This is a genomic window from Janthinobacterium sp. ROICE36, from assembly GCF_002869965.1.
Classification (GTDB): domain Bacteria; phylum Pseudomonadota; class Gammaproteobacteria; order Burkholderiales; family Burkholderiaceae_D; genus Janthinobacterium.
This window is the reverse complement of sequence record NZ_PEBS01000070.1, coordinates 1-15,306: the sequence shown is the minus strand read 5'-3', so window position 1 is coordinate 15,306 and position 15,306 is coordinate 1. Positions and strand designations below refer to the sequence as shown.

Below are 15,306 nucleotides of genomic sequence, written 5' to 3'. Positions count from 1 at the left end.
GCCGGCACCTGAGTGATATGCTGCGCGCATGCCTACCGTACTGATTATTGACGACAATGCCGCCGTGGCTATCGCGCTCGACGTGCTGTTCTCCTTGCACGAGATCGACGCCGTGCGCGCCGCCTCGCCCGAGGAAGGCCTGCAGCTGCTCGAACGCCACGCCATCGACCTGGTGGTGCAGGACATGAACTTCACGGCCGACACCACCTCGGGCGAGGAAGGCTGCGCGCTGTTCCACGCCATCCGCGCGCGCTACCCGGACCTGCCCGTGATCCTGCTGACGGCATGGACCCAGCTCGACGCCGCCGTCGACCTGATCAAGTCCGGTGCGGCCGACTACCTGGCCAAGCCATGGGACGACCGGCGCCTGATCGCTTCCGTGCAAAATCTGCTGGAACTGGGACAGGCCAACCGCGCGCTGCGCCAGCGCGTAGTCGCCGAGCGGCGCCAGCGCCACGCCCTCGAACACGACTTCGACTTGCGCGGCATGGTGTGGCAAGACCCGGCCACGGAAAGAGTGGTGCACCTGGCGTGCCAGGTGGCGCGCGCTGACGTGCCCGTGCTCATTTCGGGGCCGAACGGCAGCGGCAAGGAACGCATCGCCGCCATCGTGCAAGCCAATTCCCAGGTCGCCAACGGTCCCTTCGTCGTGCTCAATTGCGGCGCCGTGCCGGTGGAGCTGATCGAGGCGGAACTGTTCGGCGCCGAGGCGGGTGCCTACACAGGTATCACGCGCGCGCGCGATGGCAAGTTCGACGCGGCCGACGGCGGCACGCTGTTCCTCGACGAAATCGGCAACCTGCCGCTGGCCGGACAAATGAAACTGCTGCGCGTACTGGAAACGGGACGCTTCGAGCGCCTCGGCTCAAACCGCGAACGGCAAGTGACAGTGCGCGTCATCAGCGCCAGCAACGCCAACCTGCCGGCGATGATCAAGGCCGGCACGTTTCGCGAAGACCTGTTCTACCGCCTGAATGTGATCGAACTGCGCCTGCCACCGCTGGCCCAGCGCCCGCTGGACATCCTGGTGCTGGCACAGCATTTCCTGGGCAGCGAAAAAATCCTCGACGCCCAGGCACAGGCCACCCTGCTGGCGCACGGCTGGCCGGGCAATGTGCGCGAACTGAAAAATGTGATGCAGCGCGCCAGCCTGCTGACGGCAGGTCCGGTGATCGGTGCGCAGGAAACGGGCTTGCCGCTGGCGGATGTTGCATCGCCGCGCGCGCCGCAGGATGCCGCCGCGACGGAACCGGACCGCGACAGCGTCGTTGCCGCCCTGGCGCGTGCGCACGGCGTGGTGGCGCAGGCGGCGCAGGAACTGGGGCTGTCGCGCCAGGCGCTGTACCGGCGCATGGAACGCCTGGGCATCGCGCGCGGCTGATGGCATACCGCCCCATGCGCCTCTCCCTGCTCACGCGCTGGACGGCGCTGATCGTCACCTTGCTGGTGCTGGGCATCGTCATCGCCCTGCTGCTGATGCATGTCCTGCCTGGCCAACCGCTGCTGGTGCTGGTCGGTACCCTGCTATGCGTGCTGCCGGTGGCCATCATTACCATCCGCGCGCAGCTGCAAGCGATGCTGTCGCTGTTTCGCGCCTTGAGCGGCACGGTCGCCAGCTACCAGGACGGCGACTTCGGCTTCAGCTTGCGCTGGCCGCAGAACGATGAGCTGGCCGACCTGGTGGCGGCCCACAATGCGCTGGGCGACGTGCTGCGCAAGCAGCGCCTGGATCTGGTGCAGCGCGAACTGCTGCTCGACACCATGGTGCAAAACACGCCGGTGGCCATGCTACTGGTGGCCGAAGGCAGCGCCATCGTCTACGCCAACCTGGCCGCGCGCCAGCTGCTACACCACGGCAGCCGGCTCGAAGGACGCCACCTGGCAGACATCGTGCGCGAAGCGGCGCCGGCCTTGGCCGAGGCGCTGGCGCGCAGCAACGACGGCTTGTTTACCAGCGGCGAAGGGGAGCAGGAAGAGGTGTATCACCTGGCGCGGCGCAGCTTCAGCCTGAACGGGCGCAAGCATGAACTACTGCTGCTGCGCCAGCTGACGCTGGAACTGCGGCGCCAGGAAGTGCAAACCTGGAAAAAGGTGATCCGCGTCATCAGCCATGAGCTCAACAACTCGCTGGCGCCACTGGCCTCGCTGGCCCATTCCGGCGCCGAGCTGGTACGCCGCGGCCAGACCGAACGCCTGCCGCAAATCCTCGCCACCATCGAGGAGCGCACGCGCCACCTGGAAACCTTCATCCTCGGCTATGCGCGCTTTGCCAAGCTGCCCGCACCGCGATTGGCGCCATGCGAATGGCCGCCCTTTCTCGACAGCCTGGCCTCGCAAGCGGCCTTCACGCTCGACGGCAGGCCGCCTGCGCAGGCGGCCGTGTTCGATGCGGCGCAAATGCAGCAAGCCCTGCTCAACCTGCTCAAGAATGCGCTGGAATCGGGCTCGCGGGAAGAGCATATCGGCTTGCACGTCAGCCAGGCGCATGGGCAGTTACGCATCGAAGTGCGCGACCGTGGGCCGGGCATGAACGGCGCCGTGCTGGAAAACGCGCTGGTGCCGTTTTATTCCACCAAGCGCAGCGGCACGGGACTGGGCCTGGCACTGGCGCGCGAAATCGCCGAAGCACATGGCGGGCGCATCACCCTGGCCAACCGCGAAGGCGGTGGACTGGCGGTGACATTGATACTCCCCTTGCTGGATAGAAATTAGCTTCTTGTGCAACTATTTTTAGATCACATACTGCGAGATTATTTTTCAGTAAAATATTAATAATTATAGTTTTAAATATTGCAACTTTTTGTGCCTTATGCCATATCGTTATACATAAGTCAGCCAAGCCCATCGCGCAGTGCGCGTAATGTTTCGGCTGCGGCGTGAACTTGACTCAATCCGCCCAGATGGTTTTGACGCCAGGTTCTCCGTCGCTTTTCCGGCCGAGGAAGCCGCCGACTTGGGCGATCAGGCGGACGATCTCGTTCAAGGTGGGCGGCGAGGCTGGCATCTTCTTCTTGGTCAGCAAATGGGCGCCACGAATCTCGTCGGGATCGAAGAACAGCGCGGCATCGAGATCGGGGCAGGTCCTGCCCATCCGCATCAGATAGGTGACGCGCCAGGCGACCACCATGAACAAGGCCAGCGCCCGCTCGATGCGGTCGATGGCCGATAGCTGCAGCGCTTCGACCTTGCAACCATTTTTGATCACATGGAAATAAATCTCGATCTCCCAGCGCGCCCGGTACCATTCGATCAATTCGACGGCTTGCTCGACCGTCTCGATGGGCCGATTGGTCAGCAGGCGCCATTCGACCGGCTCGCTACCGGCCGGCGCGCCCACTTCGCGCGCCACCACGCAGGTCACGCCCAGGCGCCCGCCTTTGCCGTCGGCAATCTCGACCTGCCGGGCCCACAGTTGTTGGCGCACAGTACGCGCCTTCTGATCTTCGCCGGCCGGCATGGTGAAGCTGATTTCTCCCAGTGCCGCGCCGCTGCAAGTGTGCTCCCACAGCTTTTCGCCGTCGTCCACACTGCGGTTGTGCGTGGCGCGCACCAGCCAGTCGGCCGGCGTGTCCAAGTCGCGCGCACGGCGCATCAACGCCACCACGTCGGCCTCGCGGTCGGCCACGTACACCAGCCGTGTACCAGGCAACGTCGCGGCCATCTCGGCCACGCGTTCGTAACCCTCAATCCAGCGCGCGCTTTCTTTCTGCCCGGGACGCACGCCGTCCTTGCCACGCTTCGCGCGCGCCCACATCCAGGCATCGAGCACGCCGAGCGGTTCGCGCGCCGGCGTGACGGCGTAGGTCGGATGCAGGTACATGCCGCGCCATGCCTCATAGTTCAGCGGCCCCAGCCCCTGCGCTTCCTGGCCGTTGAAATCGAGTTCGGTCGTGTCCTGGATGCACAGCACGACAGCATGGGCATGCATGCGCTCGCGGGTGCGCTCCCAATGCGGGGCCAGGATGGCCTCCCAAGACACATCCTCGTTGCCGAGAAAGCGGTAGGCCGCGCAGGTTTCGCTCCAACTGTCGCAGGCTTCGGGAATGCTCGCCGTCGGCTTTGCCGTAAATCGTTCCATCAGTGTTCTCGCTCGTTTGTCGAGGCGAGCATCGCCCAAGTCCAGTCCAGCAAACTCTTGCTCCGTCCAGCGGCTCGATACCTTGACCAATGCGTCACCCAAAGTCAAAGAGTAAACGCGATCTCGGCAAAGTTTACAAGCCCCTCAGGTAAGTCCTTGAAAGTTAACGACTTTCAGGGCGGCGCGTGGGACGCCTGCCGACTTGTGTATAACGATATGGCCTTATGCCCGTATGTTAGAAATAAGCTATTTAAGTTTGCATAATGATATAAAAATAGCTCATTGACAATGAAATGTCTTGGCGATAATTTATCTGAGCGGCACGGTTTTTTTGAAACATCAATCGTTTTCTCGCGGGGATAAATATGAAACTGAAATCACTCATCGCAGCAGCGGTCCTGGGCGCGGCATCCATCGGCAGCGCCTGTGCGGCGGCGTACACAATAGACCTTAACAATACAGGCACCAATGTGTGGACGGCAAGTTACGGCGCCACTCCCGTCATAGGCGACTTTTCCGATACATTCACGTTCAGTCCATCAGCAACTGCCGGTTCGTTCGTGCAAACCTTTCTTGCGAACATGTCCTATTCCGGCGCTGACAATACGGCGGTCACATTCAGCTCCGTCACGCTGAACAGCATTGCCCTGACAGATATCAGCACCAGCACGCTTTTCGGCGCCTTCCATGGCGCGCTCCTTGCCCCGACCGAGATCTTGATCGGCGCCCCCCTGGTTCTCACGGTCATCGGCAACTCCAAAGGTGGCAGTTATACCGGCGACTTCAACCTGACTCTGGCCCCGGTTCCCGAACCGGAAACCTATGCCATGCTGCTGGCCGGCCTGGGGATATTGGGCTTCCTGGCACGACGCCGCAAGCAATCTTGAGCTCCCCTCCCAAAAGACGCTGCGGCGTCTTTTTTAATGTGGCTGCTACACTGGCACCATGACGACCGATTTTATCTCCACCAGCCATACCGCTTTCAGCCACCCGGGCCATCCGCCGGCCACCACCACAGAACACCGCGGCATCCGCTATCTGCACCTGGGCACCAAATGGGTGCAGGGCGCTATGCGCCTGGACAAACCCGACGCCATCGAGCTCGAATACGTGCAGATGATGATGATGTGGATGCTGTTCAAGACGCAGCCCAAACGCATCGTGCAACTGGGCCTGGGCAGCGCCGCGCTGACCAAATTCAGCTACCGCCGCTTCCCCGACGCCACGGTCACGGCCATCGAACTCAATCCGAACGTGATCGCCATCTGCGGTGCCCAGTTCGCGCTGCCGTCGAACGACGCGCGTCTCGACGTGCGTGAAATGAATGCACTCGACTTCGTGCTCGATCCGGCCAACCACGGCACGGTCGACGCGCTGCAAGTGGACCTGTACGACGAGGATGCGCGCGGCCCCGTGCTCGACACGCCCGAGTTCTACCAGGCTTGCTTCGACTGCCTGGCAGACGACGGCATCATGTGCACGAATGTCTTCGGCGACTTCCCCAACTACGACAAGAATTTGCAGGCGATGGAACTGGTCTTCGACGCCGTCGTCTGGGTGCCGGAAATGGAAGATGAAAACATCGTCGTGCTGGCCTTCAAAAAATCCCCGTCGCTCGACTTCAGCGACTTGTACGAACGCGCCGCCACCATCAAGAAGCAATTCAACCTGCCCGCCAAGGACTGGGTCAACGGCTTGAAGCAGTGGATGCAAGACCAGCAGTAGGTAGCTGCATCACTCCGGCAGCAGCGCGCCCAGGCGGCGCGCCAGGCCATCCATGTTCTCGGCCGGCACCTGCGCATAACCGAGCAGGAAACCGCTCCAGCCTGCGCCTTCGCCCACCTTGTCGCCCGTGCCATGCGCGGACAGCGCCAGCGCCACGATGCCATCCTGCGCGGCGTGGCGGCTCAGCGCCAGGTCATCCCATGCGCTATCGTGAAAACGCAGCGCCAGGTGCATGCCGGCCGTGCCGCCATGGATGGCCGCGCCCGCACACGCATGGCGCTGCAATGCCTCGCTCAAGGCGTCGCGCCGCTGGCGATACAGGCGGCGCATGCGCCGCACATGGCGCGCAAACAAGCCGCTGCGCAGGAACTCGGCCAGCGCCAGCTGTTCCGCCACCCGGCCCCGCACGGCGCCCTGCGCCTGCATCTGCGCAAAGGCAGCGGCAAGCGCGGCCGGCACGACGATAAAGGCCAGGCGCAAGGCGGGGAACATGGTCTTGCTGAAGGTGCCCAGGTACACGACAGGCGCGTCGGCGACCAGTCCCTGCATGGCCGCCAGGGGCGGGCCGCCATGGCGAAATTCGCTGTCGTAATCGTCTTCGATGATCAAGGCGCCGGCGGCGCGCGTGCGTTCGAGCAGCGCCATGCGGCGCGCGGGACTGAGCACGCTGCCGGTCGGATACTGGTGCGACGGCGTGGTGTAGATCACGCGCGGCGGTGCCGCGTTCCAGTCCTCCTCCGTCGGTGCGATGCCATCCATGTCCACCGCTATGCCCGTCACCTGCAGGCCGGCGCCACGGCCCGCCGCCAGCGCGCCACCATAGCCGGGATGCTCGATCCATAATGTGTCGCCCTGGTCCGCAAAGGCGCGCAGGCATACCTCCAGGCTGCTCTGCGTGCCGTCCGTGATGAACACCTGGCCCGCATCGCACACGACGCCACGCGCGGCGCGCAAATGCTCGGCGATGGCCATGCGCAGCTGCGGCTCGCCGGCAGGATCGCCGTAATTGAGCTGGCGCGGCGTCAGCGCGCGCCACGCGCGCTCCAGCATGCGCCGCCATTGCGCCAGCGGGAATTCGTCCAGCGCCGGCACGCCAGGCGCGAACGCGCCCATGGCGTCGGCGGGGAACACCAGCGCCGCATTCACATCCTGTCCCGCCACACCGCGCAAATGCCGGGCACGGCGCGACAGGCCGTCCTTGTTGCCGCTTGCCGGCACAGCTTCCGGCATGCTGGCGCTGCCAGCGACGACGGTGCCGCGCCGGTCCGGCAAAACAAAGCCTTCGCTGGCCAATTGCTCATAGGCGTACAGCACGGTATTGCGCGCCAGCCCCAGTTCGGCCGCCAGCACGCGCGTAGAGGCCAGCCGGATGCCAGGCGCCAGATGCCCGCTGCGGATCGCCGCGCGCAGGCATTCATGCAGCAGGCGCTGGCGTGGCCAGCCCCGCTCGCGATGCGTGCGCTCGAATGCATTGAGTAGCAAAGCGAAATCCATGCGCCTCCTTGTGGCTCTACATTATTTGTCAGTTCTGGATCTTTTTTCAGGGCCAGATGCCGATTATAGTGCGGCCTGCTTCTTCAACCAACCGGACTTCCGCCATGACCGCTATCGCCCTGCCCCCCAGCCCCCGTACCCGCGTGCGCCGCGTCGCCGAACTGGCCAGCTACGAGCAAACCACGCTGTACGCCGTCCTCGACGCCGCCTATCTGTGCCATATCGCCTTCCGCGACGACAAGGGCAGCCATTGCATTCCGACCGCCTGCTGGCGCATCGATGGCCACTTGTACATCCATGGCTCGAACGGCAGCCGCATGCTCAAGCAACTCGTCAACGACACCGACGTCTGCGTGACCATCACCCATCTCGACGGCCTGGTACTGGCGCGCTCGGCCTTCAATCACACCATGAACTACCGCTCGGCGATGGTGTACGGGCGATTTGAAAAAGTGGCTGACATTGGCCAGCAGCATGCGGCCATGGATGCGCTGCTGGAAAAGCTGGCACCGGGACGCCTGGCACACGTGCGCGGCGGCAGCGCCAAGGAATATGCTGCCACCACCGTGCTGCGCATCGCGCTCGACGAATGCGCCGTCAAGCAGCGCAAGGGTGGCCCGCTCGACGATGCGGCCGACATGGCGCATGCCGTCTGGACGGGCGAACTACCGTTTACGCACGGCCGTGGCGCGGCCGTCGCCGATGCGCTCAACACCAGCGCAATACCCGCGTATGCCGCCGCCTGGGCTACGGAATCCACTTGACCGGCCAGCGTGCTTGCCCGATGATCGGCGTTGATGGCGATCGCCACCAATTGAACAACCGATCCAATCACGCATGGAGCATATGATGATGAAGCGACTATCCCTGGCTGCGGCCCTGACGGTCATGCTGGCCTGTGGCGGTAGCGGCGCGGCACTGGCCGCCGATATGGGCGACGCAGCCCTGAAGGCGGCCATTGCCGGTAGCGCGCGCACGCCGGCCAACGTGGCACGCGACAGCGCGCGCCACCCGTATGAAACGCTGGCCTTCTTCGGCATCAAGCCGACCATGACGGTGGTGGAACTGGCGCCTGGCGACGGCTGGTACACGGAGATCCTGGCGCCCTACCTGCGCGAGCACGGCAAGCTGATCGCCGCCGGCAACGATCCGCAATCGACCAGCGAAGGCGCGCGCCGCGGCGCAGCGCGCTTCCAGCAAAAACTCGACGCCAATCCGGCCGCTTTCGGCAAGGTGGGCATCGGTGCCTTCGCCCCGCCCACCACCTACCGCATCGCGCCCAAAGGCACGGCCGACATGGTGCTCACCTTCCGCAATATCCACAACTGGATACCCATCGGCGACGAAGGCATGAAAACGCTGTTCAAGGAAGTATATGACAGCTTGAAACCGGGCGGCGTGTTCGGCGTCGTCGAGCATCGCCTGCCTGCCAGCAAGGCACAGGATGCCACGGCCAGCAGCGGCTACATGCACGAAGCGTATGTGATCAAGCTGGCCGAAGGCGCAGGGTTCAAACTGGCGGCCAAGTCCGAGATCAACGCCAATCCCAAGGACACGGCAGACCACCAGGGCGGGGTCTGGACGCTGCCGCCCACCTATGCCAACAAGGATGTGGAACGGGCCAAGTACACGGCCATCGGCGAGAGCGACCGCATGACCCTGAAGTTCGTCAAGCCATAATGTGAAAAAGGCCACCTTGCGGTGGCCTTCTGCTTCCTGCTTTACGTCCTGCTTTACTTCTTGCCTTCTTTCGCTTTCACCGGCACCAGGCTCAGGTCCTGGAAGTCGTAGCTGAAATCCGTCTCGGCCGACACGGGCGCCATCTTCACCCGGTCGATACTGCCATCGGGATTGAGCGAAAACGTCACGTAAGCATCGGCGTTGAAATTGCGCTCTTTCCAGCGCACGATAAAGGTGTCGTGCTGCCAGTGTTCCAGCTCGCCCGTCAGGTCCGGCGTGCGCGTGAAGCTGAGGATGTGTTTTTTCCCCTCCGGCTTGATCACGACCTTGCCATACCAGGCGTCTTCATACTCGCCGTCATACGCAGCCAGCGGCAACGATGGCTGCGACTTGGCCGCGCGCGCGCTCGATGCCTTGCCCTGCTTTTTCACTTCCTCGGCATGCTGGTCCTGTTCCACCTTGGCCACCAGTGCCAGCCAGTCCGACGGCGCCGCCTGCAAATAATGGTCGAGGATACGCCATTGCAGCGCCGTCATCGAACCACCATTTTCCGCATTGGTGAGAATGGCCACACCCAGTTTCGCTTCCGGCACCATCACCACGCGCGAATAAAAGCCCTGCAACGCCCCGCCGTGCATGGCCACTTTCATGCCCTTGTAATCGCGCAGCTGGAAGCCCAGACCATACGCGCTGAAGTTCGGCTTGGTCGCGGCCAGCTTTGGCTTCGGCTCGGCAATCTTGATCGGCGTTTGCGCTGACCACATCTCGCGGCCCTGCTTTTCGCTGAACAGGCGCGCTGGCTTGCCATCCTTGTCCGTCACACCGGCGATCTTGCCTTCGTCGAGCAGCACCATCATCCACTTGGCGATATCTTCCGCATTCGTGTTGATGCCGACGGCGCCCACGGCGTTCGGCACGGGCATGGATTTGACGGCGGCGATCTTGCCGTCGATCTTGCTGTGCGCATTGGCGACGTCGGGATTACCAACGTTCTCGGCCAGGCTGGTGGTGCTGCCCGTCATGCCCAGCGGCGCCAGGATGCGTTCGTGCATGGCCTCGCCCCAGCTCTTTCCCGCCTTGTCGGCGATGATCTTGCCGGCGACGATGTACAGCAGGTTATCGTAGGCATAGCTGTTGCGAAAACTCGTGGCTGGTCGGATATAGCGCAGCTTCTCGATAATCTCGTCGGTGCTGAACGTGGTGGTGGGCCACCACAGCAAGTCGCCGGCGCCCAGGCCCAGGCCACTGCGGTGCGTCAGCAAATCGCGGATAGTCATGGCGCCCGTCACGTAGGAATCGTGCATCTGGAAGCCTGGCAAGTGCTTCGTAACGGGATCGTCCCAGGCCAGCTTGCCCTCGTCAACCAGCATGGCCAGCGCGGCTGCCGTGAAGCCCTTCGAGTTCGATGCCACTTCGAACAGCGTCTTGGCGTCGACGGATGCCGGTTCGCCCAGCTTGCGTACGCCAAATCCCTTGGCGGTGATGACTTTGCCATCCTTGACGATGGCGATCGCCATGCCCGGTACGTCGAAAACCTTCAGGGCGGTGGCGACGTCACTGTCAAGATCAAAGGCAGGCGCGGGGACCAAAGCAGCAGCAACGACGGGGATGGCATCGGCTGCCAGCGCCGGCAAGGTGATGCTTGAAAACGCCAGCACGATGGCGGTGGCGAGACGGTTCATGGTATGCATGGTCAGGATGTCCAAAGAAGGTTCAATGCGCTTGCGCGGCCATCAATTTGTCGACGCTATCCTGCGTCACGGGATGGTAGCGTGCGCGCGCCTGCGTATACACGTCCTTGGCCCAGACATGGCCTTGCGGCGTCTTCATCAGCGCGCCATACAGGGGCACGACGAACTTCTGGCGACCCACGCTCATGAGGAAGGCCTGCAAGGGTTGCCGCACGTCGTAGCCGGCGTTCACGGATGCCAGATAGAAGCGGTAGGCCACTTCATTGTTGCCGCTCTTGCCCACACCGTAGACCTGGTCAAGTTCGCGCAATTGCGCCGCGCTGGCCTTGTTGTTGATGTCGTTCAAGAAGTGCATCGATTCGATGGCGATCCAATGATCCATGCCCAGCTCTTTCGTCGCCAGCTCACCCTTGAGCCAGGCGTCGCGGTGCTGGTCCAGCAGCGCCAGGCGCGGCGAGACGACGCGCTGCGCGCTGGCCGGCACGCCCGTGCCATACAGCCATTCATCGAGTTCCGCTTCCGGCATCACGTCCGGATGCTGCGCCAGCAAATTCTTGCGCAGATAGGCGATGAACTGCTGCGTCGTCACGCTCTGAAACGCATGCTGGTCGAACCAGCCGCGCAGGAAGGGGTCGAACACGGCGCGGCCGGCACGGCGCTCCATGGTGGCCAGGAACCAGGCGCCTTTCGGGTAGATGATGCCGTCGTCCGTGTACGTTTCAGCGGGATTGGCATCCGCGTCGCGCGTGATCAGGGCCGTTTTCGCGGCCGGCAATGCCTTGATCGAGGCAGCCAGTTCTTCCTGGTCGACTTGCACGCCCATCTGCGCCACTTCGCTGCCATACAGCTGCTCGACGATGCGCGTGGTGACGTAGGTGGTGAAGCCTTCGTTGAGCCACATGTGCTTCCACGAGGCATTGGTAACCAGGTTGCCCGACCACGAGTGCGCCAGTTCATGCGCGATCAGGTCGACCAGGCTGCGGTCACCCGCGATCATGGTCGGCGTGAGGAAGGTCAGGCGCGGGTTTTCCATGCCACCGTAGGGGAACGATGGCGGCAGCACGATCATGTCGTAGCGTCCCCATGCATACGGCCCATACAGCGCCTCGGCTGCCTGTATCATCTTTTCCGTGTCGGCCAGCTCGTATTCGGCGGCCTTGATGCGCGGCGGTTCGGCATACACGGCGGAACGGGGACCGAGCTTGCGCACTTCCAGTTCGCCGATGGCAATGGCCAGCAAGTACGATGGAATCGGCTGCGGCATCCTGAATTTCCAGCCGCCCTTGCCCGTCGCCTTTTCGTCATTCTCGGCGCTCATCACGACGCGCATGCCGCTCGGCGCCTCGATGCGTGCGCTGTAGGTGAAACGCACGGCCGGTGTATCCTGCGACGGTACCCACGAGCGGGCGTTGATGCTTTGCGACTGGCTGAACATGAAAGGCAGCTTGCCCGACATGGTTTGCTGTGGCGTGAGCCACTGCAGCGCGATGGCGTTGGGGGCCGTATGATAGTAGACGCGCACTTTGCCCGGCTGGCCCGTGGTGGTGATGCGCAAGGCTTGGCCCTTTTCCGGGTCGGCCTTGTCCAGCTGGTACGGCGCCATCTGCCAGGCGCCGCGCTTGTCTTGCACCTGCACTTTGGCGATCGACAAATTGCGCGTATCGAGCACCAGGGTGCGCGCAGCCGGATCGATCCAGTTCAAGGACAGCTCGGCATAGCCGGAAAGCGTCTTTTGCTTGAAATCGGCTTTCAGGTCCAGCTGCAGGTCGCGCGTGCGCACCTGGTCGTAGCGCGCGTAGCTGAGGGGGTCGGCGTGCGCGGCCAGGGTCACCTGGCAAAGTAGCGCACAGCACAGCGCGCGCAGGAAGGTCAAAGTTTGCATGGTCGTCTTTTGAATGATTTGCGAAAGCCCCGGTCCGTGTACGCCGGGGCGTCGCGCAGAATAGCACTTCCGGCGCAGGCCGGCAGAAAAATAGCGCCGGACAGGCCGGCGCTGTTTCACTGTTTCTTCTCTGGCCGGGCTTCGGGCTTGGTCTCGACCTTGGCCTCGGGCGCCTTCAACGGGACATTAAAATCCTTCATCAGATTATGCTTGTCGCGGTCGAGTTTGAACAGTTCCAGGCGCGATGGCGTGATTTTTCTCGGCCAGGCGTTGTTGCTGGTGTCGATATCGGCCGTCTCCCAGTACGGGTCCTGCACCAGGGCCACCATCGGCTCGTCGGTGACGATCACCTTGCTGATCTTGTGCGGCGAGTAGCGCCACACTTCAGCCGGCACGCGTTCGATGATCTTCTTGCCGCTTTTCAGTTCGATTTCCAGGATCAGCGGCATCACCAGGCCGCCGAGATTTGAAAAGTCGACCAGGTACAGATGCTTGCCCAGGTTGTGCTGCTCAAGCAGTTTCCGCTCCCACGGCTCCAGCGCTTCCTGCTCCTCCGCATAGCTGTTGCGGTCCTTGTTGGTGACCGTGAATTCATCGTACCGATTATAGAAATCCTTCAGCGCGGGGTCCCGGTCCACCTTCTTTGGCAGCGCCTGGTTGCGCTGCTCCGAGATCGAAATGGGCTGCGCGGCCTTCTGCGCCTTCTTCCACGCTTTCTCGACGTCCGGATTCTTCGTGCTCACGCCATATTCGCTGATGCCGTCGATGCTGATGTCGACTGCATCGGTGGTATAAAACCAGCCGCGCCAGAACCAGTCCAGGTCCGTGCCCGACGCGTCTTCCATGGTGCGGAAAAAATCGGCCGGCGTGGGCCGCTTGAACTTCCAGCGCAAGGCATACTGCTTGAAGGCGAAGTCGAACAGTTCGCGCCCGAGTATCGTCTCGCGCAGGATGTTGAGGGCCGTGGCTGGCTTGTCGTAGGCGTTCGCCGTAAACTGCAGCAAAGACTCGGAATTGGTCATGATGGGCACCTGGTTCTGGCTGCGCATGTAGTCGACGATCTTGCGCGGCTCGCCATTCCAGGATGGGAAATTCTCTTCCCACGCCTGCTCGGCCAGGTACTGCAGGAAGGAATTGAGGCCCTCGTCCATCCACGTCCACTGGCGCTCGTCCGAGTTGACGATCATGGGGAAATAATTGTGGCCCACTTCATGGATGATCACGCTGATCAGGTCATACTTTTTCGTCTTCGAATACGTCAGATCGCCCGTTCTCTTGTCCTTGACGGGGCGCCCGCCATTGAATGCAATCATCGGATACTCCATGCCGCCCACGGCGCCATTGACGGAAATCGCATTCGGATATGGATAGTCAAAACTGTACTTGTTGTACTGCTCGATCGCATGCACGACGGCGCGCGTGCTGTACTGCTGCCACAGCGGATTGCCCTCGTTCGGATAATACGACATGGCCATCACGCGCTTGCCGCCGCTACTCAAACCCTGCGCATCCCAGATGAACTTGCGGCTCGATGCCCACGCCACGTCACGCACATTGGCGGCCTTGAAGTGCCAGGTTTTCATCCCTGCCGCCCGGCCCTTTTCCGCCGCCAGCGCTTCCGCGGGCGTGATCACCAGCAGCGGCGTATTGCTGTTTTTCGCCCGCGCCAGGCGTTCTCGCTGCGCCGAACTGAGCACACTGGCAGGATTTTGCAGTTCCCCCGTGGCGGCCACCACGTGGTCGCCCGGCACCGTCAAGTACAGCTCGTAGTCGCCGAACTCCAGCGTGAATTCGCCGGAGCCGAGGAACTGCTTGTGCTGCCAGCCGACGGCATCGTAATACGCAGCCATGCGCGGGAACCACTGCGCAATCTGGAAAATCGTGTTCTTGTCGTCTTCAAAATATTCATAGCCGGAGCGCTCGACCAGCACCTTCTGGTCATTGATTTGATACGACCAGTCGATACTGAACGTGATGCTCTGCCCAGGTGCCAGCGCCACCGGCAAATCGATGCGCAGCATGGTCTGGTTGACTACATACGGCAGCGGCTTGCCGCTGGCCGCTTTCACTGCGGTGAGCTTGAAGCCGCCGTCAAATTCGCGGCCAGCTTGGATGGCGCGCAAGTCCTCGAACTTCAGCGCTTCGTCTTCGCTACCGCTCAGCCAGGCCTGACGCGAGGGCGCACTCAATACGCGGCGCTGGTCGGCATCCTGGCGCAAGCCATTCTGGTCCAGCTGCAGCCACAGATACGCGAGGCTGTCGGGCGAGTGGTTGTGATAGGTGATCTGTTCGCTGGCCGTGATGGCGCGGCGCGCTTCATCCAAGGTGGCGCGGATCACGTAGTCGGCGCGCTGCTGCCAATAGGCGTGACCCGGCGCGCCGGATGCCGTGCGGTAGGCGTTGGGCGTGGGCAGCAATTCTTCGAGTTGGCGGAACTTGTCATCGAAGGGCGCGGCGGCGCACAGGCCGGGCAAAGGAGCAAACAAGGTCAGGCACAAGGCAAGCAAGCGAACGAGGACCGGCATGGCGCATTCCATCTGGGAGTCGTGGACAGATTGCATTCTAAGTCGAGTCTGTTTGCAAATCGCTCATTGTTGTGGAAGTCCCACACACCAGGCCGCGTCGCGCCCCCAGGGCGATTGCATGAAGGGTAGGTGCTCGGAGTGACGATAGGGTGAAATATTGCTTGTAAACACGTTGAGAAAGGCGTTTACTCTCGGTATTTGGACGCGTAAATGGCAAACGAACCGATCTCT

At 62.6% G+C, this 15,306-nt stretch carries 10 protein-coding genes and 1 pseudogene; 6 read left to right on the top strand and 5 right to left on the bottom strand.

Annotation, left to right across the window (positions count from 1 at the left end):
• Window positions 1-28: 28 nt before the first annotated feature.
• On the top strand, window positions 29-1,381 hold the full coding sequence (locus CSZ94_RS22285) for a sigma-54-dependent transcriptional regulator (protein ID WP_102123525.1): 1,353 nt from the start codon (window positions 29-31) through the stop codon (window positions 1,379-1,381).
• 14 nt (window positions 1,382-1,395) lie between these two features.
• On the top strand, window positions 1,396-2,712 hold the full coding sequence (locus CSZ94_RS22280; protein WP_258001142.1) for a sensor histidine kinase: 1,317 nt from the start codon (window positions 1,396-1,398) through the stop codon (window positions 2,710-2,712).
• A gap of 119 nt (window positions 2,713-2,831) precedes the next feature.
• On the opposite strand, the pseudogene CSZ94_RS22275 reads toward CSZ94_RS22280, so the two are convergent.
• Window positions 2,832-4,180: pseudogene (locus CSZ94_RS22275) on the bottom strand (IS4 family transposase).
• Window positions 4,181-4,443: 263 nt separating this feature from the next.
• On the opposite strand from CSZ94_RS22275, the gene CSZ94_RS22270 reads away from it, so the two are divergent.
• Both CSZ94_RS22270 and CSZ94_RS22265 read left to right on the top strand, forming a co-directional pair.
• Window positions 4,444-4,965: an FxDxF family PEP-CTERM protein gene (locus CSZ94_RS22270; protein WP_102123523.1), complete on the top strand. Its 522-nt coding sequence runs from the start codon at window positions 4,444-4,446 to the stop codon at window positions 4,963-4,965.
• 58 nt (window positions 4,966-5,023) lie between these two features.
• Window positions 5,024-5,803: a spermidine synthase gene (locus CSZ94_RS22265; RefSeq protein WP_102123522.1), complete on the top strand. Its 780-nt coding sequence runs from the start codon at window positions 5,024-5,026 to the stop codon at window positions 5,801-5,803.
• 9 nt (window positions 5,804-5,812) lie between these two features.
• Here CSZ94_RS22265 and pdxR read toward each other — a convergent pair whose 3' ends face one another.
• Window positions 5,813-7,297, bottom strand: a complete 1,485-nt coding sequence (pdxR, locus tag CSZ94_RS22260; RefSeq protein WP_102123521.1) for a MocR-like pyridoxine biosynthesis transcription factor PdxR — start codon at window positions 7,295-7,297, stop codon at window positions 5,813-5,815.
• A 104-nt stretch (window positions 7,298-7,401) separates the two neighbouring features.
• Between pdxR and CSZ94_RS22255 the strand changes: the two genes are divergently transcribed.
• Together CSZ94_RS22255 and CSZ94_RS22250 are read left to right on the top strand one after the other, a co-directional pair.
• Window positions 7,402-8,061, top strand: coding sequence for a pyridoxamine 5'-phosphate oxidase family protein (locus tag CSZ94_RS22255; RefSeq protein ID WP_102123520.1), 660 nt, complete (start codon window positions 7,402-7,404; stop codon window positions 8,059-8,061).
• Window positions 8,062-8,146: 85 nt separating this feature from the next.
• Complete coding sequence (locus CSZ94_RS22250; RefSeq protein ID WP_102123533.1) at window positions 8,147-8,977, top strand: class I SAM-dependent methyltransferase; 831 nt, start codon at window positions 8,147-8,149, stop codon at window positions 8,975-8,977.
• 53 nt (window positions 8,978-9,030) lie between these two features.
• Here CSZ94_RS22250 and CSZ94_RS22245 read toward each other — a convergent pair whose 3' ends face one another.
• From CSZ94_RS22245 to CSZ94_RS22235, 3 genes are all read right to left on the bottom strand, one after another.
• Complete coding sequence (locus CSZ94_RS22245) at window positions 9,031-10,668, bottom strand: serine hydrolase (protein ID WP_102123532.1); 1,638 nt, start codon at window positions 10,666-10,668, stop codon at window positions 9,031-9,033.
• A 22-nt stretch (window positions 10,669-10,690) separates the two neighbouring features.
• Window positions 10,691-12,550 (bottom strand): M1 family metallopeptidase, encoded by a 1,860-nt coding sequence (locus tag CSZ94_RS22240; protein WP_102123519.1) that lies wholly within the window; start codon window positions 12,548-12,550, stop codon window positions 10,691-10,693.
• A gap of 116 nt (window positions 12,551-12,666) precedes the next feature.
• A complete protein-coding gene (locus CSZ94_RS22235; protein ID WP_102123531.1) occupies window positions 12,667-15,075 on the bottom strand; it encodes a M1 family aminopeptidase in 2,409 nt (802 codons plus the stop codon).
• Between the last annotated feature and the right edge of the window lie 231 nt (window positions 15,076-15,306).

Bases quoted from the DNA above. Each gene is read 5' to 3' on its own strand.
- CSZ94_RS22285 (WP_102123525.1), top strand. From the start codon at position 29: ATGCCTACCGTACTGATTATTGACGACAATGCCGCCGTGGCTATCGCG.
- CSZ94_RS22280 (WP_258001142.1), top strand. From the start codon at position 1,396: ATGCGCCTCTCCCTGCTCACGCGCTGGACGGCGCTGATCGTCACCTTG.
- CSZ94_RS22270 (WP_102123523.1), top strand. From the start codon at position 4,444: ATGAAACTGAAATCACTCATCGCAGCAGCGGTCCTGGGCGCGGCATCC.
- CSZ94_RS22265 (WP_102123522.1), top strand. From the start codon at position 5,024: ATGACGACCGATTTTATCTCCACCAGCCATACCGCTTTCAGCCACCCG.
- pdxR (WP_102123521.1), bottom strand. From the start codon at position 7,297: ATGGATTTCGCTTTGCTACTCAATGCATTCGAGCGCACGCATCGCGAG.
- CSZ94_RS22255 (WP_102123520.1), top strand. From the start codon at position 7,402: ATGACCGCTATCGCCCTGCCCCCCAGCCCCCGTACCCGCGTGCGCCGC.
- CSZ94_RS22250 (WP_102123533.1), top strand. From the start codon at position 8,147: ATGATGAAGCGACTATCCCTGGCTGCGGCCCTGACGGTCATGCTGGCC.
- CSZ94_RS22245 (WP_102123532.1), bottom strand. From the start codon at position 10,668: ATGCATACCATGAACCGTCTCGCCACCGCCATCGTGCTGGCGTTTTCA.
- CSZ94_RS22240 (WP_102123519.1), bottom strand. From the start codon at position 12,550: ATGCAAACTTTGACCTTCCTGCGCGCGCTGTGCTGTGCGCTACTTTGC.
- CSZ94_RS22235 (WP_102123531.1), bottom strand. From the start codon at position 15,075: ATGCCGGTCCTCGTTCGCTTGCTTGCCTTGTGCCTGACCTTGTTTGCT.